At 59.7% G+C, this 20,477-nt stretch carries 19 protein-coding genes; 9 read left to right on the top strand and 10 right to left on the bottom strand.

The features are described from left to right. Positions 1-67 precede the first annotated feature (67 nt). Positions 68-1,873, top strand: coding sequence for a translation elongation factor 4 (gene lepA, locus BLO49_RS03130; RefSeq protein WP_090646043.1), 1,806 nt, complete (start codon positions 68-70; stop codon positions 1,871-1,873). Between the two features lie 78 nt (positions 1,874-1,951). Here lepA and BLO49_RS03135 read toward each other — a convergent pair whose 3' ends face one another. From BLO49_RS03135 to BLO49_RS03170, 8 genes are all read right to left on the bottom strand, one after another. Next, positions 1,952-2,359, bottom strand: coding sequence for a DUF6491 family protein (locus tag BLO49_RS03135; protein ID WP_090644055.1), 408 nt, complete (start codon positions 2,357-2,359; stop codon positions 1,952-1,954). A 1-nt stretch (position 2,360) separates the two neighbouring features. Continuing rightward, a complete protein-coding gene (locus BLO49_RS03140) occupies positions 2,361-2,786 on the bottom strand; it encodes a DUF6491 family protein (protein ID WP_090644057.1) in 426 nt (141 codons plus the stop codon). Between the two features lie 21 nt (positions 2,787-2,807). Then, positions 2,808-3,251 (bottom strand): DUF6491 family protein, encoded by a 444-nt coding sequence (locus tag BLO49_RS03145; protein WP_090644059.1) that lies wholly within the window; start codon positions 3,249-3,251, stop codon positions 2,808-2,810. Positions 3,252-3,312: 61 nt separating this feature from the next. After that, positions 3,313-5,118, bottom strand: a complete 1,806-nt coding sequence (gene mnmC1 / locus BLO49_RS03150; RefSeq protein ID WP_090644061.1) for an FAD-dependent 5-carboxymethylaminomethyl-2-thiouridine(34) oxidoreductase MnmC1 — start codon at positions 5,116-5,118, stop codon at positions 3,313-3,315. Between the two features lie 78 nt (positions 5,119-5,196). Further along, complete coding sequence (locus BLO49_RS03155; RefSeq protein ID WP_090644063.1) at positions 5,197-5,382, bottom strand: hypothetical protein; 186 nt, start codon at positions 5,380-5,382, stop codon at positions 5,197-5,199. Between the two features lie 88 nt (positions 5,383-5,470). Beyond that, positions 5,471-5,686, bottom strand: a complete 216-nt coding sequence (locus tag BLO49_RS03160; protein ID WP_090644065.1) for a hypothetical protein — start codon at positions 5,684-5,686, stop codon at positions 5,471-5,473. Positions 5,687-5,963: 277 nt separating this feature from the next. Continuing rightward, a complete protein-coding gene (gene motA, locus BLO49_RS03165; protein WP_090644067.1) occupies positions 5,964-6,842 on the bottom strand; it encodes a flagellar motor stator protein MotA in 879 nt (292 codons plus the stop codon). Positions 6,843-6,945: 103 nt separating this feature from the next. Further along, a complete protein-coding gene (locus BLO49_RS03170; RefSeq protein WP_090644070.1) occupies positions 6,946-8,274 on the bottom strand; it encodes a lytic murein transglycosylase in 1,329 nt (442 codons plus the stop codon). A 251-nt stretch (positions 8,275-8,525) separates the two neighbouring features. Here BLO49_RS03170 and ykgO point away from each other — a divergent pair, with 251 nt between their 5' ends. The 6 genes from ykgO (at position 8,526) to BLO49_RS03200 (ending at position 14,317) form a co-directional block, all read left to right on the top strand. Beyond that, positions 8,526-8,651, top strand: a complete 126-nt coding sequence (gene ykgO, locus BLO49_RS03175) for a type B 50S ribosomal protein L36 (RefSeq protein ID WP_090644072.1) — start codon at positions 8,526-8,528, stop codon at positions 8,649-8,651. Between the two features lie 177 nt (positions 8,652-8,828). Next, positions 8,829-9,107 (top strand): nucleoid-associated protein GapR, encoded by a 279-nt coding sequence (gene gapR / locus BLO49_RS03180; RefSeq protein WP_090644074.1) that lies wholly within the window; start codon positions 8,829-8,831, stop codon positions 9,105-9,107. A 74-nt stretch (positions 9,108-9,181) separates the two neighbouring features. Beyond that, a complete protein-coding gene (locus tag BLO49_RS03185; RefSeq protein ID WP_090646045.1) occupies positions 9,182-9,550 on the top strand; it encodes a hypothetical protein in 369 nt (122 codons plus the stop codon). Positions 9,551-9,555: 5 nt separating this feature from the next. Then, entirely contained in the window at positions 9,556-10,569 is a 1,014-nt protein-coding gene (locus BLO49_RS03190) for a glycoside hydrolase family 71/99 protein (RefSeq protein WP_090644077.1), read from the top strand. A gap of 53 nt (positions 10,570-10,622) precedes the next feature. Beyond that, positions 10,623-11,984 (top strand): MFS transporter, encoded by a 1,362-nt coding sequence (locus BLO49_RS03195; RefSeq protein ID WP_090644079.1) that lies wholly within the window; start codon positions 10,623-10,625, stop codon positions 11,982-11,984. Further along, complete coding sequence (locus BLO49_RS03200; RefSeq protein ID WP_090644081.1) at positions 11,981-14,317, top strand: GH36-type glycosyl hydrolase domain-containing protein; 2,337 nt, start codon at positions 11,981-11,983, stop codon at positions 14,315-14,317. The genes BLO49_RS03195 and BLO49_RS03200 overlap by 4 nt, the downstream gene beginning before the upstream one ends. On the opposite strand, the gene BLO49_RS03205 is transcribed toward BLO49_RS03200, so the two are convergent. Beyond that, entirely contained in the window at positions 14,314-15,426 is a 1,113-nt protein-coding gene (locus BLO49_RS03205; protein ID WP_090644083.1) for a lactonase family protein, read from the bottom strand. The two genes, BLO49_RS03200 and BLO49_RS03205, sit on opposite strands and share 4 nt — an antisense overlap. Positions 15,427-15,603: 177 nt before the next feature. Between BLO49_RS03205 and BLO49_RS03210 the strand changes: the two genes are divergently transcribed. After that, entirely contained in the window at positions 15,604-16,995 is a 1,392-nt protein-coding gene (locus tag BLO49_RS03210; RefSeq protein ID WP_090644086.1) for an MFS transporter, read from the top strand. On the opposite strand, the gene BLO49_RS03215 is transcribed toward BLO49_RS03210, so the two are convergent. After that, complete coding sequence (locus BLO49_RS03215) at positions 16,979-18,430, bottom strand: sigma-54-dependent transcriptional regulator (RefSeq protein ID WP_090646048.1); 1,452 nt, start codon at positions 18,428-18,430, stop codon at positions 16,979-16,981. The two genes, BLO49_RS03210 and BLO49_RS03215, sit on opposite strands and share 17 nt — an antisense overlap. 216 nt (positions 18,431-18,646) lie before the next feature. Between BLO49_RS03215 and BLO49_RS03220 the strand changes: the two genes are divergently transcribed. Beyond that, positions 18,647-20,443 (top strand): M3 family oligoendopeptidase, encoded by a 1,797-nt coding sequence (locus BLO49_RS03220; protein ID WP_245678836.1) that lies wholly within the window; start codon positions 18,647-18,649, stop codon positions 20,441-20,443. The last annotated feature ends 34 nt before the right edge of the window (positions 20,444-20,477 follow it).

Consider the following 20,477-nt stretch of genomic DNA (forward strand, 5'->3'; position numbering starts at 1 on the left):
ACAATTGGCTCAGGAGTGCCTGCAGCTTGGCTTTCTTTTCGCGGCGCATCATGCTATCGGCACCCGCATGAGCACAGACCTTTCCAAGATCCGCAATTTTTCCATCGTCGCCCATATCGACCACGGCAAATCCACTCTCTCCGACCGCCTGATTCAATATACCGGCGGCCTCACCGCGCGCGAGATGAAGGAACAGGTGCTCGACAATATGGAGATCGAGCGCGAACGCGGCATCACCATCAAGGCCCAGACCGTCCGCCTCAATTACAAGGCCCATGACGGCGAAACCTATGTGCTGAACCTGATGGACACGCCGGGGCACGTCGACTTTGCCTATGAAGTCTCGCGCTCACTGGCCGCCTGTGAAGGCTCGATCCTGGTGGTGGATGCCTCGCAGGGCGTCGAAGCCCAGACCCTGGCCAATGTCTACCAGGCCATAGACAACAATCACGAGATCGTCCCGGTCCTCAACAAGATCGACCTGCCGGCTGCCGAGCCGGAGCGTATCCGCGCCCAGATCGAGGATGTGATCGGCATCGACGCCTCGGATGCCGTCCTGTGCTCGGCCAAGTCCGGTCTCGGCATCGAGGATGTGCTGGAAGCCGTGGTCACCCGCCTGCCCGCGCCCAAGGGTGACGAAAACGAGCCGCTGAAGGCCCTGCTGGTCGATGCCTGGTACGATCCCTATCTCGGCGTTGTAGTTCTCGTGCGTGTCTTCAATGGCCGCATGAAGCCGGGCCAGATGGTCAAGCTGATGAACGCCGGCGCCACTTACAAGATCGATAAGCTCGGCGTCTTCATGCCGAAGGCCACCGATGTCGAGAGCCTCGGTCCGGGCGAGATCGGCTTCTTCACCGGCCAGATCAAGGAAGTCTCCGATGCTGCCGTCGGCGACACCATCACTGACGAGCGCAAGCCGACCGCCGCCGCTATGACGGGCTTCAAGGAAGTCCAGCCGGTCGTATTCTGCGGTATCTTCCCGGTTGACGCCGCCGATTTCGAAGACCTGCGCTCGGCCATGGGCAAACTGCGCCTCAATGACGCCAGCTTCTCCTACGAGATGGAAACCTCGGCCGCCCTGGGCTTCGGCTTCCGCTGCGGCTTCCTGGGGCTGCTCCATCTGGAAATCATCCAGGAACGCCTGAGCCGCGAGTTCAATCTCGACCTGATCGCCACCGCGCCTTCGGTCGTCTACAAGATCTACATGAACGACGGCGAGGTCATCGACCTGCACAATCCCGCCGACATGCCCGATCCGGTCAAGACCGACCATATCGAGGAACCGTGGATCAAGGCCACCATCTTCTGCCCGGACGATTATCTCGGCGCCATCATCAAGCTCTGCCAGGATCGCCGCGGCGAGCAGGTCGATCTCTCCTACGTCGGCACCCGCGCCATGGTGGTCTATAACCTGCCGCTCAACGAAGTCGTCTTCGACTTCTACGACCGCCTGAAATCAGTCTCCAAGGGCTACGCCTCGTTCGACTACAATATCGAGGGCTATCGCGAGGGCGATCTCGTCAAGATGTCGATCCTCGTCAATTCCGAACCGGTTGATGCGCTTTCCATGCTGGTTCACCGCGATCGCGCCGAAATGCGCGGCCGCGGCATGTGCGAGAAGATGCGCGAACTGATCCCGCAACACCTGTTCGTCATCCCCATACAGGCGGCCATCGGCGGCCGCATCATCGCCCGTGAAACCGTCCGCGCCCTGCGCAAGGACGTGACGGCCAAGTGCTACGGCGGCGACGCCACGCGTAAAAAGAAGCTTCTGGAAAAGCAGAAGGAAGGCAAGAAGAAGATGCGGCAGTTCGGCAAGGTCGAAATCCCGCAGGAAGCTTTCATAGCCGCCCTCAAGATGGACAACGACTGACCAGGGGCACGGCCCCTGGCCCCGGAACATTATCTTTTCTGTTACCAAAAGCCGGAAACGATCTGCTTCCGGCTTTTTTTAATGTGCCTTCTGATAGGCCAGTGTCTCTTCCTTGGTCAGCGGCTCGATCGTATCGACCATGCAGTGCATGGGTATGGCGGTTGTTATGTCGCCGGTGATATCGACATCGAGCGGTCCGCAGACGCGAGTACTGCCGCGATATTCCAGCTTGATCGCTTCGTTCTTCGTCATGCATGGACCGGTCATGTGCATGACCAGCGAATTGCCGCTGCGATCGACCAGAAGCAGGGTCTGGCGATCGATCACCGTGGAGGTTTCCAGCGGTGATGAGACGCACTGGTTCGCCGCTACCGAACGGACACCGGGGTTGGGCGTCCGTTCAACCTGAGACGTGGCCGCGCAGCCGACGATGACGACGGCCAGAACCGCCGCCCCGCCCGCCAATATCAGTCTTGGATTGCGCACCTTAGTTGTCCTTGTCCAGAAGCTTGGCGTCTTCACGGGTGATCGGTTCAACGCTGTTGATCAGGCATTTCACCGGACGCTCGCCATTTTCCGACCGCAGGATCATGGCGTCATGCGGCTGGCAAATCTGATTGGTGCCGTTGAATTCAAAACCGATCTGCGAGAAATCGGTCATCGATTTGCAGGGACCGCCGATGTCCATTTTGTATGGATTGCCCCAGGTATCGTAAACCAGCAGCGTATGATCATCGACCACATGCTTGCGACCGATATTACGGGCGTCCAGGCACTTCGGCGTAACCTTCGCCTGGGCCGATACCTGATCACCACCCGCTGGAGGCGTGCCGGCACAGGCCGTCACGATCAGACCGCCGGCCATCAGGCCCGCGACTGCAAACGCCGCCATATAGATTTTCTTCGCCATCATCCAATTCCCTCTGTTCTGTGATTATTTGGGCTTTTCGGCCTTGGGCTTGATGCCATAGGCCGCCGCCTCTTCCGGCGTCAGGTGACGCACGGCCTGTATCGGACAGGTTTTGAGCGGCCGGTCGCCCATGTCGCTGTAAACAATCTCACCATCGAACGGGCCGCAGATATCGTTCAGGCCGCTGCCACGCGACTTGATACCGATGCGGAAACTGGAATCGAGGCCAATGCAGGCCGGCGTCATGGTCAATTCATAAGCTTCGTTCCAGTTGGAAATAATGATGATCTTGTCATCCTTTTCCGTCTGGAAACTGCGTACCTGTGAGGAATCGAAGCAAGCCCTCGGGTCACGGGCGGGCCTGTTATCCGGCGCCGGCCGGCCAGCCGAGGCCAGCGCCACACCGCCCACGGCTATGACACCGAGCCCGGCGGCGAAAAGGGCGGCGAAACAGGTCGACTTCTTCATGACAACACCTCTTATGACAAGGGATAGGCTCTCGAAGCTGAACGCAGAATGAACATAATATTTATACGTCGCCCCGCGGCAAAAGGCGTCGCGGATCGAGCAAATTTTTTACCGCGCGCGGCAGGGCGGACGGTACGCCGATAATCTGATTTAGCAAGGCCCTGGCCAGCAAAGGCGCCAGGCAGAACCCACGCGCACCCAGACCGGTCAACAGATAAACGCCTTCATCGACCGCGCCAACAACCGGCAGATAGTCGCGCGTCATGACCCGAATGGAGGCGCGGGAGTGGAACGGACCGGCGGCGACACGGGCAGCGCGCTCAGGCATGGCCCTGGCGAGGCTGTCAAGATTACGCGCACGATCGGCTTCCCGCACATCGACTCCTCGGTCTTCGCGTTCGTGGGTGGCACCGAAGAGGAAGCCATCCGCCAGCGGAATGGCATAGCCGCCCCAACTCGTGGCGCTTTGCAGGGGCACTGTGTCAGATACAATTTCGACCTGCCCGCGTACCGGCCGCAGATCATAGCGGGCCCGGTAATCCGCCAGATCAAAAATGCCATCTCCGCAAGCGAAAATGATCGCATCATACCCGGCATGAACCGAACCCGATGAGGTTTCAACTTGCCATCCCGCCTCTGTCAGTTTGTGGCCGGTGATACATGCCTGTATGCTGTTTTTCGATCCCCGAAGCACCGACAGGATATCAACAGGCCTGACCCACAAGGCCGTGTTGAGACCTATGCCCGAAGCCTGCGGTATATCCGCCACCTCTCCCGCAGCAAACAGGCTCAGGTCGCCTTCGGCGAAACCGGATTGCCGGACAATCCGTTCAAAGCGCGAGACGTCCTTCGGCGTGGCTTCGCATTGCCATACGCCCTCCCCCAAAATGGCCTGCGGGCACAATTGCCGGTAAAGCGCCGTGGCGTAGGCGAAAGCATCGGCGAAAAGCGCCGATATGTCATTGTCACCGGCATCGAGGCGCGGCGTGACAAGCGCGGCAGCATTACCGGAAGCGCCAGCGCCAACGCTCTCGACCTCGAAAAGATCGACCTCCAGCCCCAGATGCCGCGCTTCATGAACCAGGGCGCATCCGGCAATACCGGCGCCGACAACCGCCAGCTTTTTCGGACGCGAGGCCGCAGGTGATGTTTTGCCGGCGCGCACCACCTCCAGGCGTTCCCGCTTGCGTCCGAAACCAGGACGCTTCTCAACGGTGAAACCGGCTGCCTGAAGCCCGCGCCGCACTAAGCCCGCCACGGTAAAGGTGGCCAGGCGCGCACCGCCCTTTGTGCGGTCGGCGACCAACGCGAAGACATCGTCCGCCCACATGTCGGGATTGAGCGCCGGCGAAAAGCCATCGAGAAAGACCGCATCGGCCCTGCCCTCCCAGGCCGTCAGGGCGGCGCGGACATCCATCAGCCCAAGCGTCAGGCTGACGCCCCACTCGGGAAAATCCATATAGTGAAAGCCGCGCCGGGCCCTTTTTTCACTTTTTTGGGGCCATTGCGCCAGCAGGGCATCCGCAAAAGGCGTCAGTTCGGGCCACGCCGCCAGGGCCTTGCCGGCATTGGTGGCGCTCACCAAGAAGCCCTCGATGGAAAAGATGTGCAGATGGCTGCCGGTTGGCCGCGTTTCGGCCCATAGCGCCATGACGGCGGCGATATTCAACCCTGTACCGAAGCCCAGTTCGAGCAGGGTAAAGTCACTTCGACCGGCCCAGACATCCGGCATATGACAGCCCGCCAGAAAAACGGCGCGGGATTCACTCAGGCCATCCTGGAGCGAATAATAGATGTCACCGAAACGGCCAGACCGCGGCGCGCCGTCCTCGGCGAAATAGAGTTCGGGATCGTTAGAGGCAGTCATGCCCACTTCTAGCGCAGGCAATAAAAAAGGGCCACCCAAAGGCGACCCTTTTCACATCAAATGCCCGAAGGCGAATGATTAGGAAGAAACGGCTTCCGAAGCGGCTTCCGAAGCCGGAGCCATTTCCGAAACGGCAGCGTCCGAAACGGCGGCTTCCGAAGAAGCGGCTTCTTCGGTCGGGGCCTTCGGGGTGCAGGCGGCGACGGACAGAGCAGCGCCGGCAACGGCAGCGATCAGAGCGATACGAACGATCTTGGAGGTCATGGATCAATTCCCTTTGATAGTTTGAAGGTGCAGGACCATTCCTGAACCTATTGCCGGGAGTGTTGCGCACTCCTGGCAAATCTTGTGATTAGTGCGAAGCCGAAGCTTCGGCAGCGGCGGGCGAAGCGGCGACGGCGGCATCAACGGCAGCCGACGAATCGGTGGCGTCGGCCGGAGCGGCTTCAGGCGCCATTTCCGAGGCGGGGATTTCTTCAGTAGCGGCGGGCTTCTGGCAGGCGGCAACCGACAGGGCGGCGACGGCAGCAGCGGCAACCAGGGCGGTACGAACGATCTTGGAGGTCATGCGATCAGATCCTATTTCCTAAAATAGAGCGCCAGGAGCTGACACCCAGGCCCGAGCCTTTTCATACCTATTTTGACCGAGTCCCGCAAGAGTTTATTTCACAAAACTGTGATCACCTCTGCAACTAAATGCATCTTTTTCATCGAAAATGAGGTATTTTTGGCGAAAAACGACCACGTTAATCAGTATTAACGGAGAAACTGGCCAAAAAACGTGATCATAATGCGGCGAATCATACGGATCGAACAATATCCGCATTGCCTGTTGATGAAGTTGGTCAGGCAGCCGCCCCTTCTGCCGGGATATTGTTGAGTGCCTCTTCCATTTCCAGGAAGCTTGGCTGCAGCGGAGACGGAATACTGCCGCGGCCGATTTCCACCGATATCTGCGCCGCATTGCCATGCAGGTGCGCCACCAGGACGGACTGGATAATCTTGTAGAAAGCTGAATCTTCCTCAATCACGCCGCTCATGCGGGCGGCGAACGGTCCGACCAGGCCATAAGACAAAAGGATGCCGAGGAAGGTTCCGACCAGCGCGCCGCCGATCATGGAGCCGAGAATTTCCGGCGGCTCGGTGATCGAGCCCATGGTCTTGACCACCCCCAGAACGGCCGCGACGATACCCAGCGCCGGCAAGGCGTCAGACAGGGACTGCATGGCGTGGGCCGGATGCAGGGCCTCGTGATGGTGCTTTTCAAGCTGCTTTTCCATGGCGTCCTCGACCTGATGCGGGTCTTCAAGGTTCATGGTCATCATACGCAACGTATCGCAGATGAAATCCGTAGCGAAGTGATCCTTAACGATCTTGGGAAAGCGGTTGAAAATCGTCGAGTCATGCGGCTTTTCGATATGGCTTTCCAGCGCGATGACGCCTTTCGACTTCATGGTCTTGGTCAGCAGGAACAGCAGGGACAACAGATCGCGGTAGTCGCTGGCCTTCCATTTCGTGCCGCCGAACACCTTTCCCATGCCGCCGCCCATGCCCTTCAGGGTGGTGACACTGTTGGAAATCAGCGTGGCGCCGATGGCGGCGCCGCCAATGGCCATCAGTTCGTGCGGCAGGGCGTGGAGAATCGGCGCCATATTGCCGCCGGAAATGATGTAGCTGCCGAACACCATGGCGAACAGGCAGACAATACCGATAATCTGAAACATTTAGAGGAACACCCAGCGACTCGTTTATAAGCCTGACTATGGTGACCAATTCTTAAAGGGGCGTTAGCCATTAACCGCGTTTTTTAACTTTTCGCGTGCCAGGTTACCGGGTTTCAGCCACGCCACCGGTCATGACGACGAACTGGTTGGCCAGGTCGAAGCTGAGATAGCCGTCCGCCGTCAGGTGGTTGGCCCTTTGCCACTCCCGAATGGCGCTGCGGGTGCCGACACCGATCACGCCGTCGATCACGCCCGGATCGAAGCCGGCGGCCTTGAGCGCTTCCTGCGATTTGAGGCGCTGGTTGAGGCTGAGTGGCTGTTCGACCGGCCACGGCGTCACCGGTCCAGGCTTGCCGGCAATGCCATCGGCCAGGAAACCGACCGCCAGGGCATAGGCGGTTGAATTATTGTATTTGCGGATAACATAATGGTTGGGCAGCGCCAGGTAGGCCGGCCCCTTCGCCCCCGAAGGCAGGAGAATGGTCGAGCTTTCGTTCATTTCGGCCGGTTTCCAGTAGCCCCCATCAGCACGCTTGACACCAAGCGCCGCCCATTCGGTCGGTGTCTTTTTCGCCGTTTCGGCCAGATAGTAGTCAAACCCGACCGGCAGCATGACCTCGACGGCCCATTCTTCGTCAGGTTTCCAGCCGGCCTTGGCCAGCAGGTTTGCCGATGAGGCCAAGGCGTCGGAATCCGACCCCCAGATATCGACCTTGCCGTCATGATCACCGTCAACGCCCAGGGTCAGATAATTGTCCGGCAGGAACTGGGTTTGTCCCATCGCGCCGGCCCAAGAACCTTTCAGCGTGTCACGGCTGATGCCGGAATCGCGCAGGATTTTCAGGCAGGCGATCAGTTCGCTTTCCGCCCAGTCGCGGCGGCGGCCGTTATAGGCCAGCGTCGCCAGCGCCGAGACCACATCTATATTGCCTTGTACGCGGCCGAGATCGCTTTCCATGGTCCAGATGCCGCCCAGCACTTCAGCCGGCACGCCGGACGTGCGCACGATTTCCGGCACGTTGGGGTTGGCATCCAGCCGCGCACGGGCGGCGGCGAAGCGGGAATCTGTCACGGCCTGGCGGATATAGGAACTGGCCGGCTTGGAAAACTCAGGCTGCTGCGAATCGGACGAGGTCACGCTGGCCTGGGGCGTGACATTGCTCAGAACCTGCGCCGTGAACAGAGGATCGAACCCCTGTCCGGCCGCCTTGGTTATGAAACTCTGCTTCCAGTCATCAAAAGTCGCATTGGCCGGCAGGGGCGCTGTCGGGGCGGGCACAGGTGCGGGCGTGGCTGCCTCACTGGCGGAGGGAGACGATGAGGCACTGGAGGCTGCCAGCGGTGGCGGCGTAACGGGCGTCGGCTCGGGTTGCGGCGTGGCTGTGCTGCACGCGGTCAGAATGGCGAACAGGCTGATGTAACGTAACCGCATAGCATTTCCTCAACTTCCTGGATGGCCAGCTAACCTCATTGCGTCCGGCTTTCCAAGCCCTTAAAAACCTCACTTTGTTGTCAGAATGATGTGAGGGACCGGAAATTACCCGATTTCGGCAAATCACCGTTGACAATTCCGGGCCTCTCCCCTAGATACCCGCCCTCTAACGAAGTTGGCCAAGCGCGCGACCCGGTTGTGCTGCCCTGTTCCCGCTTCTTCGCAGCTATTTTAAGATCAGGTGAAAACCAATGAAAGTCCGCAGCTCGCTCAAGTCGCTCAAGGGTCGTCACCGCGATTGCAAGATCGTGCGCCGCAAGGGCATTGTCTATGTCATCAACAAGACCGATCCGCGCTTCAAGGCCAAGCAAGGCTAACCACGCCTCTGCCCAGACGCATATGAATAACGCTTAAGGCGCAGGCTTTAAGCGTTTTTTCGTGTCTGGCACTTGCCTTTAATCCACAGGTCATCGGGACTTATCCTCAAGGCGACCGTTGAGAAGCTGATTCGCAACCGCTATGGTTAAACGAACCGCTTTTACAGGATATCCGCCATGGCCGACGACGCCCCCCTCTCCTTCTCCTCCGACGACGTCATTTCCGGCGCCGCCCAAACCCGTCTGCGCACCATCATTGAGCGCATCGAACGCCTTGAAGAAGACAAGGCTGGCATCATGGGCGACATCAAGGAAGTCTATGACGAAGCCAAGGGCGAAGGCTTCGATGTCAAGATCCTGCGCAAGGTCGTTTCCCTGCGCAAGAAGGACAAGGTGAAGCGCGATGAGGAGGAAACCATCCTCGACCTGTACCTGACCGCTATCGGCGACCGCTAAAACAGTTGACCTGATCTTAGGCCGTCCTCATGTTCAGCGCATGAGGACGGCTTTTTCATGCGCGGAGGGGAATGATGGCGTTTAAAACGCCCGCCAAAGGCATGAGCCGCTCCAAGGGGCTGCAAACGAAAAAGCCCCTTCAGGCCAAACCGCAATCCCCTGCCGACCAGATCAAGGCACAGAAGAAAGCCGTGCAGGCCGCCACACTCCGCGCGCTCGAAAAAGCCCGCCGTGTGGCCGCCGAACAGGGTGTCGAACTCTCCGAGTGGGAAAACGACTTCATCGACGGCGTCACCGAACGCGTCAAAACCTATGGTCGGGCCTTCGCCGACCCCGATAAAGGCGCCATGAACGGTACGCTCTCTCTGCGCCAGGGCGTGAAACTCAGGGAAATCCGCAAAAAAGCCCAAAAGGGCAAACAGGCTGCCCCGGAAGAGGATTAAAACGAATGATGCCCAACCGCCGCCATCTGCTTTCCGGTTTGACCGCCGCCGCCCTGTTGCCATTCCGCGCACTTGCGCAGGCCCGCCCGCGTAAGGAGCTGCTGGTCTTCTATTATGGCTGGTACGGTACCAAAGCGCATTCCGGCCAGGATCTTCACTGGCTCAATCCCGATACAGCGCATGAACGCATTGCCGATGCGCCCAACTATCCGGTCGGCGGTCCCTATGACAGCCTCGATCCGGATGTGATTGCCCACCAGATGGCACAAATCAAGGCCGCCGGCATCACCGGCCTGATCGTCTCGTGGTGGGGCCAGACCGACCGCACCAATGACCAGTTACGACGGGTGCTCGATGCCGCCGGCGCGCAGGGGCTGAAGGTCACCGCCTATGTCGAACAGGTCGCCAGCGCCGAAGGCGTGGCCGAGGATACGCTTTATCTCTATCGCACCTATGGGCGTCACCCCGCCTGGCTGCGCCTGGATAACAAACCGGTCATCATGTATTTCGACCGCCTGATGCAAGATATCGGCCTTGAGGGCTGGCAAAAGGCCCGCGCCCTGATCGAGAAACAGGTGCCCAATGCCATCAGTTACATCGCCACCGCCAATACACTGAAGGAAATCAAGGCGCGCAAGGGTGCTTTCGACGGGCTGCATATCTATTCTCAACAGTTCGAAGGCGCGGAGTCTCGCCTGATCCCGGCGCTATGGCGCGCCAAATACTACAGTGACTGGGTCCGGGCGCAGAAAGGCGCGAAGGTCACCACCGCCACCATCCTGCCCGGCTTCGACGACCGCCTGCAACTGGATCGCAAGGGCAAACGTCCGGTCATCAAGCGTGAGGACGGCAAGCCCTTCCGCGACCTGTGGAACGCCGCCATCGCCGCGAAACCCGACTGGATACTGATCGTGTCGTTCAACGAATGGCACGAGGCCAGCCAGATCGAGCCCTCCACTGCCTTCGGTACGCGCGAACTGGAGACCTGTCGGCAGATGAGCGCCAAATTCCTGAGGTGACAGGGTCGTCACCTGTGCTAAACAAACCCAACAAATAATAAAAGTTGGGAACGATGACACAGGACGCGAAAGCCGCCGCCCCGCCGGGCTGGTTGGAAAAGATCAGTTACGGCTCAGGTGATTTCGGCTTCAATCTCTACTGGACCACCATCAGCGCCTTTCTGCTGATCTTCTATACCGACAGTTTCGGCCTCAACGCCGCCGCCGCCGGCACCATGCTGCTGACCACAAAACTGGTCGATGCCTTCGCCGATCCGATCATGGGCGCTGTGGCCGATCGCACCCGCACGAAATGGGGGCGTTTTCGCCCGTGGCTTTTGTGGGCCGCGGTGCCGCTGGCGGCCTCCGGCGTGCTGACCTTCACCACACCCGATCTCGACTCCACCGCCAAGCTGATCTACGCCTATGCCACCTTCGCCCTCATGATGGTCATCTATTCGGTGATCAATATTCCTTATGGCGCCTTGTCCGGCGTGCTGACGAGCGAGCCGCAGGCACGTACCCAGCTCAACAGTTTCCGCTTCGTCGGCGGCTTCCTGGGTGGCACCTTCGTCACCTATATGACACCCAAGCTGGTCAAGGCGCTTGGCGGCGCCAATGAGGTGCTGGGCTGGCAACTGACCATGACCATCTACGGCGTCATCGCCTGCGTCCTGTTCGTTACCCTCTTCCTGACCGCGCGCGAACGCGTCGAACCGGTTGCTGAGCAAAAGGTCAGTCCATGGAAGGATATCGGCGACCTGCTGCAAAACCGGCCCTGGCTGATCATGTTCGTCCTAGCCCTGGTGGTCATGGTCACGATCAGCACGCGCATGGGCGCCAGCGCCTACTACATCAAATACTATGTTGGCCGCCCCGATCAAACGGGCTTATTCCTGACCGTATATGGCGGGGCCCTGGCCGCCGGTTCGCTAATCACGCCCCTGCTCACCCGCTTTATCGACAAGCGCCGGCTGCTGATCATACTGATGGTGCTGGTCGGCGTTCTCTCCTCGGTGTTCGTCTTCATCCCGAAGGACCAGATCGGCCTGATGTACGCATTGCAGATCGCCATCGGCCTGTGCCTGGGGCCCAAATCCCCCCTCACCTTTTCGATGTATGCCGATTGCGCCGACTATAATGAATGGAAGACCGGCCGCCGCGCCACGGCCATGACCTTCGCCGCCGCCACCTTTTCGCAGAAACTGGGCGGCGCCCTGGCCTCATTTGTCATCGCCAGCGTCCTGGCCAGCCTCGGTTATGTCGCCAACCAGGCTCAGAGCGGCGCTTCACAGACCGGCATTGTCTGGCTGGTGAGTGTCGTGCCCGGCGCCATGGCCCTGCTGGCCGCCGTCATCATGTGTTTCTATAACCTGACCGATAAACGCTTGGCCGATATCCAGGCCGCCCTTGCCGAACGGAAAGCCCAAACGTGAGCCTTGTAGACTTCTCCGCCGACCGCTGTACGCTTACCAGTCCGACCGCCCTGCCGCTGGCCGCCGGCTTCCTATGGAACCCGCATATGATGATCCACATGACGGCGCGCGGTTACACCACGGCGCAGTTCATGCAGCCGGAGCCCAGCAAGTACGCCCGCGCTCAGATCATGGAGGCCAAACACTTCATGCTGCCGGAACAAGGCACCTATGCTCACCATCCCGGCCGTTTCTTCTACGTCAAGGACCGCGAAACCGGCAGCCTGTTTTCCGCGCCCTATGAACCCGTGCGCGCACCGGTCGATTGCTTTGCATTCGAGGTGACACCAGCCGACATTCGCTGGACGATCGATCGTCCCGGCCTGCGCATCGAACTGACCCTGACCCTGCCGGTCGACGACGCCTGCGAACTGTGGGAAGTGCGCCTGACCAATACCGGCAAACGCGATCGTCAGGTCAGCTTTTATCCCGCCTTCCCGCTTGGCCTGATGAGCTGGATGAACCAGTCGGCCACCCATGATCCGGCGCTCGGTGGCATCGTCGCCGATTGCGTGACACCCTATCAGAAAATCGAAGATTACTTTAAAAACAAGACTCTGAAGGACAAGGTTATCCTGCTGAGTGAACAGGCACCGCTGGCCTTCGAGACCCGGCAGGCCCGTTTTGAAGGCGAAGGCGGGCTGCACAAGCCCGACGCCATCATGGCCGTGCAGATGTCGGACGGCGTGGCGCTTTATGAAAATCCGATCGCCGCTATGCAGTTCGATCACAATCTGGCGAAAGACGAAAGCGTCACCCACCGCTTTCTGTTCGGACCGGCTTTCGATGAGGCCGAGATCAGCCGCCTGAAATCGCTTTATCTCTCCGAAGTCGGATTTGCCAAAGCCCGCGAAGCATATGCCGCCTATATCGCGGCCGGCACGAAAGCGATCGATATGGATACGCCCGATCCGCATCTCGATGCCTTCGTCAATAGCTGGCTGCCGCGCCAGGTCTATTATCACGGCGACACCAACCGCCTGAGCACCGATCCGCAGACGCGCAACTTCCTGCAGGATGCCATCGGCAGCGTGTACGTCAAGCCGGAAACGGCCCGCAAGACCCTGCTGAAGGCCCTCTCCCAGCAGCACGCCAATGGCTCCATGCCAGACGGCATCCGCATGTATGAAGGGGCCGAGCTGAAATACATCAATACGGTGCCGCATACGGACCACAGCGTCTGGCTGGCTCTGCTCATGGAAGCCTATCTCGACGAGACCGATGATTATGCGGTGCTTGATGAGCTGGTCTCCGACACCGAGACCGGCGAGGCTCGCACGGTGCGCGACCGTATTTCCGCCGCCAATCAATGGTTGATGCAAGCGGTCGATCAGCGCGGTCTGAACTTTATCGATCAGGGCGACTGGAACGACCCAATGAATATGGTTGGCTGGAAGGGCAAGGGCGTATCCGGCTGGCTGTCTTTGGCCACCGCCCATAGCTTACGTTTATGGTCGCAGATCCTGGAGCGCGACGGCCGGGACGGCAGCGCCTTCGCCTCGGCCGCAAAAGCCTTTAACGAAGCCATGAACACCCATCTGTGGGATGGCGACTGGTACGGACGCGGCATCACCGATGACGATGTGAAATTCGGCGTCAAGGCCGATATCGAAGGCCGCATCTATCTTAATCCGCAGAGCTTCGCCCTGATGAGCGGCGCGGCCGATGCCGGCAAGCAGCAGCGCATGGTCGACGCCATCGCAGACCAGATGGAAACGCCCTATGGCGTCGAAATGATCGCGCCGGCCTATACGCACATGCGCGAGGACGTGGGGCGGCTGACACAGAAATTCCCCGGCGTGGCGGAAAATGGCTCGGTTTATAATCACGCGGCCATCTTCTATATCTACTCGCTATACCAGGTGAACGAGCCGGAAAAAGCGTTTGAATTATTGCGCAAAATGCTGACCGGACCGAACGATGAGGATTACCTGCGGCGCGGGCAACTGCCGGTCTTCGTACCCAACTATTACCGCGGCGCGCATCGCCAGCATCCGGAAGCCTCCGGCCGCTCATCGCACCTGTTCAACACCGGTACAGCATCCTGGCTTTATCGCAGCGTTATCGAAGGGCTGTTCGGCCTGAAAGGCTGCCGCGAGGGGCTGCGCATTCGCCCGCAACTGCCAGCCACTTGGCCATCGGCACAGGTCACGCGGCACTTCCGAGGCGCGACATTCGAGGTCGAGATCACGCGCGGCAGGCCCGGTCTTACAGTCGATGGACAGACGATGGCTGGAGACACGATTACCGATATCGTCGCCGGGAAAACCTATCATGTACAGGTCGGCGTCTAGGCCACCGCGCCGATAAATACCGGGATTGACACGTCGATTTTCTGGTCCTTTGGCGTCAGAGTGCCATCGTCATTGACCGCGAAGACCACGAGATCATTGCTCTTCTGGTGCGCCACCACCAGGCGCTTTTGCGCTTCGTAAAGCGCGAAGAACCGCGGCCAGTTGCCGAGCGTCGGCGATATCTGGCGCAGGCTCAGGTGCGCGTCTGCGGCCACATCGAAAACGGCAATACTGTTATGGCCGCGATTGGAGACATAAAGCCGGTCAGCCGCTGCATTAAGCGTGATATGCGCGCAGAAGCTCTCGCCTGTGAAACCCGCCGGCAAAGGGCTGATCGTCTGGATGGCCTCGAACCGACCATTTGCAGTCTTTTTCAGGACAATGACGACGCTGCTCAGCTCCGTCACCAGAAACGCATGAACGCCATCCGGATGGAAGGTCAGATGCCGTGGTCCGGCGCCGCCTGGCGCATGGTATGCCTCGAATGCCTCCCCGACCTGGCCGCTGGCCGCATCGAAGCTGTAACCCAGCACCCGGTCGGTGCCGAGATCGACGCTGTAGATATGATCGCCGTGAAACTGCACCCAGTGCGCGTGCGGTCCCTCCTGACGGTCCTTGTTCGGCCCCATCCCTTTGTTCTGGCGGTTGACGGGCGGCTGTTCCAAACCGCCCTCCGCACCGATTTTAAAGACAACAATATTTCCCGATGAATAGTTGGCGACCGCCAGATACCCGCCCGTGGGATCGACCGATGCATAGCAGGGCGCGGCCCCCTGGCTGGAGACCTCATAGCTTTGTGTCCATGATTGATCATAGACACCAATGCGGCCGTCATCCTTTTCATTCAGCAGATAATAATGTTTCGAGACGGGGCTGTAGGCACCAAACGATACGTTTTCGATGGCCGGCACGGCGCTTCCCAGCGACCAGCTATCTGTCGCTGCGGTATAGGTCAGCGGATAGATGCCCTTCGCGCTATCCGAACTGTAGGTGCCGACAAACAGGTTCAAATCCACCGCCTCTGCAAGAGCGAAGGCCGGCACGAACAGGGTGGCCGCCGTTCCGGCCAGGAACATCCGCCGGTCGGGCGTAAAGGATATGCGGCTCATGTCGTCCTCCTGAATTATGTATATGCACCCTAGTCGAGACTCTCCGCTTTACGCCAGCCCTTTTCGCGCCCGCACAACTCGCCTGATGCGCGAAAACACCTTACCGTCTTTCCACTTCATTAAGGGATAGGCGTAACAATGACCGGCATTAAGTATGCCCCTGTGCCCTGAGTATCCATGCCACCCATTTCCAGCGACAAGGCGGCCCTGCACGCCTACGAACCGATACGTATCAGAGAGATCGCCAGCTACAGCCTGGGCGACACGGGTTTCAACCTGTATTGGGCGCCGCTGTCCGCCTTCCTGATGGTCTATCTGAGCGATGTGGTGGGCCTTAGCCTTGTCAGCATCTCAACCCTGCTGATCACCATGCGCCTGATCAGTGCATTCGCCGATCCGGTATTTGGCGCCATCGCCGACCGCACCCGAACGGCTCACGGCCGCTATCGCCCCTGGTTCCTGTGGCTCTGCCTGCCGCTGGCGGCTTCCGCCATCATGTTCTTTTCCATCACCAATGCCCCCCCGGATGCGCGCCTGATTGGCGCCTATGTCGGCCTGATCCTGATGAACCTGATCTATACGGCAGCCAATACCGCCTATAACGCTCTCTCCGGTGTCATTACCCCCGATTCCGTCCAGCGCGAACTGATCATGAGTTCGCGCTTCGGCGCCGCCTTCCTCAGCGCCGTCTTCATTACCTGGATCACGCCAAGGTTCATCGACTGGGCCGGCCGTGGCAATGCAGCACTGGGCTGGCAATTCGTCATGACTATTTACGGCGTCATCGCTGTCGTCATCCTGGTCAACCTGTTCCTGCAAACGCACGAACGCTTTGCCTCCAACGCGCCTCCCAATGCCAACCCGCTGCTTGATGTCGCCGAACTGTTCAGGAACCGTCCCTGGGTGATCCTGTTCGGCCTTGCCGGCGTGGTGATGGCCGCTTCCATGCTGCGCACATCGATATCGCCCTATTTCATGAAAGCCTATGCCGGCCGGCCCGACCTGGTCGTCAGTTTCCTGATGACCTTTACTCTGGGCCTCGCGGCGGGTTCGGTCAGCGTAGCCTTCGTGACTCGCGTAATGTCACGCCCCGCATCGATTGCCCTTATGCTGGGTATTGTTGCCCTGTCGGGGCTTGGCCTCTATCTCAGCGGACCGCACCAGATTCTCCTGATGTTTGCCCTACAGGCAGTCAGTGGCGCCGCCTTCGGTTTCATCGGCACCCTGACCTTCGCCATGTATGCCGATACGGCCGATTTCAATGCCTGGAAAACCGGTCATCGCGCCACAGCCATGACCTATTCGATGATCATGTTCTCGAAAAAAGTCGGCGCCGCAGGTGCAGCCGCCTTTATCGGCTGGGCACTGGCGGGCTATGCCGCCAACCTCCCGGTGTCGCCGCTGATCCTGGACAATATCCGCCTGCTCATGGGCTTGGCTCCCGCCATACTGGCCCTGGTCGGTATCGGTATCATTGCCCTGTATGACCTGACGCCGGAAAAGGTCGTCAAGCTTCAGGCGCAATTGCTGGGCGGCCTTGGCCGGTCAGAATCTAGCCAGCTTCCTTGACCAGACCTTCGAGGCCGCAGTCGCGCACCTTGCGATAAAGCGTCGAACGGCCAATGCCCAGACGACGGGCCACTTCCGACATATGGCCGGCATAGACGCCGATGGCGTGCTCGATCAGGTCGCGTTCAATATCTTCCAGCTTGCGCAGGTGGCCGGCCTCATCAAGGATACGCACCGGCGCATCATGCAGGGCATCCTGATCGTCAGGCATATGCGCGACCGTGGACAGCGTCATTGGCTCCATGACCGGCATGGGCGCCACCTGACCGCTGATGGCCGGGAAATCGAACGCCTGCAAATGCGGGCTGTCGGCCAGGACGATGGCGCGATAGACGGTATTTTCAAGCTGGCGGACATTGCCCGGCCAGTCATAGGCGCACAGAAGCTGCATGGCCTCGGCCGATACGCCGCTGATGCGCTTGCCTTCTTCCACGTTAAAGCGGCGGATGAAGTGGTCGATCAACGCCGGAATATCGTCACGGCGTTCACGTAATGATGGCGCTTCGATCGGGAAAACATTGAGACGATAGAACAAATCCTCGCGGAAGGCGCCGGCCTTCACCTGATCCGCCAGGTTGCGGTTAGTCGCCGAAATAATACGGACATCGACCTTGACCGGGCGCTTGGAACCGACCGGATCGATCTCACCTTCCTGCAAGGCGCGCAGCAGCTTGACCTGCATGTCGAGCGGCAGTTCGCCCACCTCATCGAGGAACAGGGTGCCGCCATTGGCTTCCTGGAACTTGCCCAGGTGCTTGTCGGAGGCGCCGGTGAAAGACCCTTTTTCGTGGCCGAACAGAATGGATTCGACCAGATTTTCCGGCAGGGCGCCGCAGTTGACCGCTACGAAAGGCTTGCCGGCGCGCTCAGAGGAGCCCTGGATGGCGCGGGCAATCAGTTCCTTTCCGACGCCGCTTTCGCCGAGGATCAGCACTGGAATGGACGATTTGGCGGCGCGTTCGCCCAGACGGCGCACGAGCGCCATCGGGCCGGACGTGCCGATCAGGTCATCGAAGGAAATACGGTTGCCGGTGTGTTTCTTCAGGCGCGCCACCTCGGCGACCATATCACCCATCTGCAGGGCATTCCGCACGCTGACCAGAATGCGTTCCGGTGAGGCTGGCTTGATGAAGAAGTCCTGGGCGCCTGCCTGCATGGCCTTGACCACGGTATCGATGCCGCCGGAAGCGGTCAGCACCACCACGGGGGTGCGGATACCGGCGGCGCGGATTTCCTTCAGCGTGTCGATGCCAGACTGGCCCGGCATGACGAGATCGAGGATGACCGCGTCGATGCCCGAATTCTGCGACAGGCGCTCATAGGCTTGCGCGCCATTTTCCGCGTGAAGCACCGAGAAGCCTTCGCGTTCCAGCACCGCCTGAATCAGGCGGCGCTGCGTCGGATCATCGTCACAGATCAGGATCGTTTTCGCCATATCAATATCCACCATCGTTCTGATTGGGCCATGCCGATATTTCCGGACACGGCTTATTTTGGGACAAACCTACCCCTGTGAGGTGAAAATCAGGTGTAGACCTATAGTTAATGTCCCGTTTTCGCACCGACCAATTCCCGCCTTTGCGTAACGGCCGTAGAAAATGCGCGCCCCCCCCCCTCGATTTTTCATGGCTTTATCGCTATGTCCCATCCCATGAACACACATGCCCCCCTCGCCGCTGATGACCTCCCGATCTGGGACCTGTCCGACCTTTATTCCGGGCCGGAAGACCCTAAAATCGCTGAAGATTTCGTGCGAGGGGAGAAAAGTGTCAAGGAACTGGCGAAGCTTCAGGGACAGTTCGTTTCGGCGCGTGCCAATCCGGAACGCCTCGGACTGCTGATCGATCAGGCCGCCGGGCTTTATGAGAAGGCGATGGACGATATGGGCGGCGCGCTGGCCTATGCAACGCTTGCGTCCACCATTGACCGCGAGAACGCTCGCATTTCCAAGATGCAGTCCGATCTCGGCACCCAGGCGGCGATGATTTCGGCCGACAGTCTGTTTCTGTCGCTCGAACTGAACCAGCTCGAAGACTGGGAAATCGAGAACGCGCTGAAAGTGACTCCCAAAGCCCAGAAGTGGCGCCCCTGGCTGCGCCGCATCCGTGCCAGCCGTCCGCACGAACTGACGCCCGATCTCGAACGCCTGATGCTGGAACGCATGCCGGCCGTCGGCCAATGGACGCGCCTGTTCGACGAGACCCTGACCCGCCTGCGCGCCAAGGTTGGGAAAGAGTCGCTAACACTCAACGAAGCTCTTACACGCCTTTCTGCTCCGCAAGCCAGTGTCCGAAAGGCAGCCGCTCAAGGGTTGAGCGTAGCGCTGAAAGAAAACGCGCCCGTGCTGGCCCTGGCGCTCAATACCCTGGCCTTTGAAAAGCAGGTCGAAGACCGCTGGCGCAAGTACGAAGACCCGGCCGCTTCGCGGCACCTGGCCAATGAGGTCGACAAGGATGCGGTTGACGCCATGGCAGAGGCCGTGAGCGAATCTTACGCCAACCTGTCGCACCGCTATTACAAGGTCAAGGCGAAGGTGCTCGGCAAGAAGCAGCTCGACTACTGGGACCGCAACGCCCCCCTGACTCAGGACGTGCAGAAACTCTACACCTGGGCTGAAGCGAAAAAGATCGTGCTCGACAGCTTCGCCCAGATGGGACCGGAATTCGCCGAACGCGCCGAACGTTTCTTTGACCAACCATGGATCGATGCCGCCCCGCGGCCCGGCAAGTCCTCCGGTGCCTACGCCCATCCGGTGACCGCCAACCGCCATCCCTATGTCATGCTCAACTTCACCGGCGACCGCCGCGAAGTCCTGACGCTAGCACACGAACTGGGGCACGCCGTCCACCAGACCCTGTGCCAGCCGCTCGGTTCCATACTGGCCGACACGCCGCTCACCCTGGCTGAAACGGCCTCGATCTTCGCCGAGGGGCTGGTATTCGAGCATCTCGTCGCCACCGCCTCGCTGGAAGAAAAGAAGGCTCTGCTGGCCGGCAAGATCGAGGACGGTCTCAACTCAGTCATCCGCCAGATCGCCTTCCATCGCTTCGAGGAAAAGTTCCACGCCGCCCGTCTCGAAGGCGAGGTCGCGCTCGACCAGATCAATGCCCTGTGGCTGGAGGTTATGGGCGAAAGCTTAGGTCCGGCGATCAAGCTGAATGATGGCTATGATGTTTACTGGGCCTATGTCAGCCACTTCGTTCACTCGCCGTTTTATGTCTATGCCTATGCCTTCGGTGACCTGCTCGTCTCGGCCCTGATGGAGAAGCGCCGCGAAAATCCGGAAGCTTTCACGCCGCTTTACCGCGAACTTCTGGCCGGGGGCGGCACGAAGACCTATGTCGAGGCGCTGGCGCCTTTCGGCATGAACCCGCGCGACAAGGCGTTCTGGAAGATGGGCTGCGCCCGTCTGGAAGGGCTGATCGAAGCGTTTGAAGCACTGGTTTGAAGACGGTAAGCCTTACAGACAAATGAAAAAATGT

Origin of the sequence: Asticcacaulis taihuensis (assembly GCF_900100255.1) — a bacterium.
GTDB lineage: Bacteria > Pseudomonadota > Alphaproteobacteria > Caulobacterales > Caulobacteraceae > Asticcacaulis > Asticcacaulis taihuensis.

Excerpts from the sequence above, each read along its gene's own strand:
- lepA (WP_090646043.1), top strand. The coding sequence starts at position 68 with ATGAGCACAGACCTTTCCAAGATCCGCAATTTTTCCATCGTCGCCCAT.
- BLO49_RS03140 (WP_090644057.1), bottom strand. The coding sequence starts at position 2,786 with ATGATGGCGAAGAAAATCTATATGGCGGCGTTTGCAGTCGCGGGCCTG.
- BLO49_RS03145 (WP_090644059.1), bottom strand. The coding sequence starts at position 3,251 with ATGAAGAAGTCGACCTGTTTCGCCGCCCTTTTCGCCGCCGGGCTCGGT.
- mnmC1 (WP_090644061.1), bottom strand. The coding sequence starts at position 5,118 with ATGACTGCCTCTAACGATCCCGAACTCTATTTCGCCGAGGACGGCGCG.
- BLO49_RS03155 (WP_090644063.1), bottom strand. The coding sequence starts at position 5,382 with ATGACCTCCAAGATCGTTCGTATCGCTCTGATCGCTGCCGTTGCCGGC.
- BLO49_RS03160 (WP_090644065.1), bottom strand. The coding sequence starts at position 5,686 with ATGACCTCCAAGATCGTTCGTACCGCCCTGGTTGCCGCTGCTGCCGTC.
- motA (WP_090644067.1), bottom strand. The coding sequence starts at position 6,842 with ATGTTTCAGATTATCGGTATTGTCTGCCTGTTCGCCATGGTGTTCGGC.
- BLO49_RS03170 (WP_090644070.1), bottom strand. The coding sequence starts at position 8,274 with ATGCGGTTACGTTACATCAGCCTGTTCGCCATTCTGACCGCGTGCAGC.
- ykgO (WP_090644072.1), top strand. The coding sequence starts at position 8,526 with ATGAAAGTCCGCAGCTCGCTCAAGTCGCTCAAGGGTCGTCACCGCGAT.
- gapR (WP_090644074.1), top strand. The coding sequence starts at position 8,829 with ATGGCCGACGACGCCCCCCTCTCCTTCTCCTCCGACGACGTCATTTCC.
- BLO49_RS03185 (WP_090646045.1), top strand. The coding sequence starts at position 9,182 with ATGGCGTTTAAAACGCCCGCCAAAGGCATGAGCCGCTCCAAGGGGCTG.
- BLO49_RS03190 (WP_090644077.1), top strand. The coding sequence starts at position 9,556 with ATGATGCCCAACCGCCGCCATCTGCTTTCCGGTTTGACCGCCGCCGCC.
- BLO49_RS03195 (WP_090644079.1), top strand. The coding sequence starts at position 10,623 with ATGACACAGGACGCGAAAGCCGCCGCCCCGCCGGGCTGGTTGGAAAAG.
- BLO49_RS03205 (WP_090644083.1), bottom strand. The coding sequence starts at position 15,426 with ATGAGCCGCATATCCTTTACGCCCGACCGGCGGATGTTCCTGGCCGGA.
- BLO49_RS03210 (WP_090644086.1), top strand. The coding sequence starts at position 15,604 with ATGCCACCCATTTCCAGCGACAAGGCGGCCCTGCACGCCTACGAACCG.
- BLO49_RS03215 (WP_090646048.1), bottom strand. The coding sequence starts at position 18,430 with ATGGCGAAAACGATCCTGATCTGTGACGATGATCCGACGCAGCGCCGC.
- BLO49_RS03220 (WP_245678836.1), top strand. The coding sequence starts at position 18,647 with ATGAACACACATGCCCCCCTCGCCGCTGATGACCTCCCGATCTGGGAC.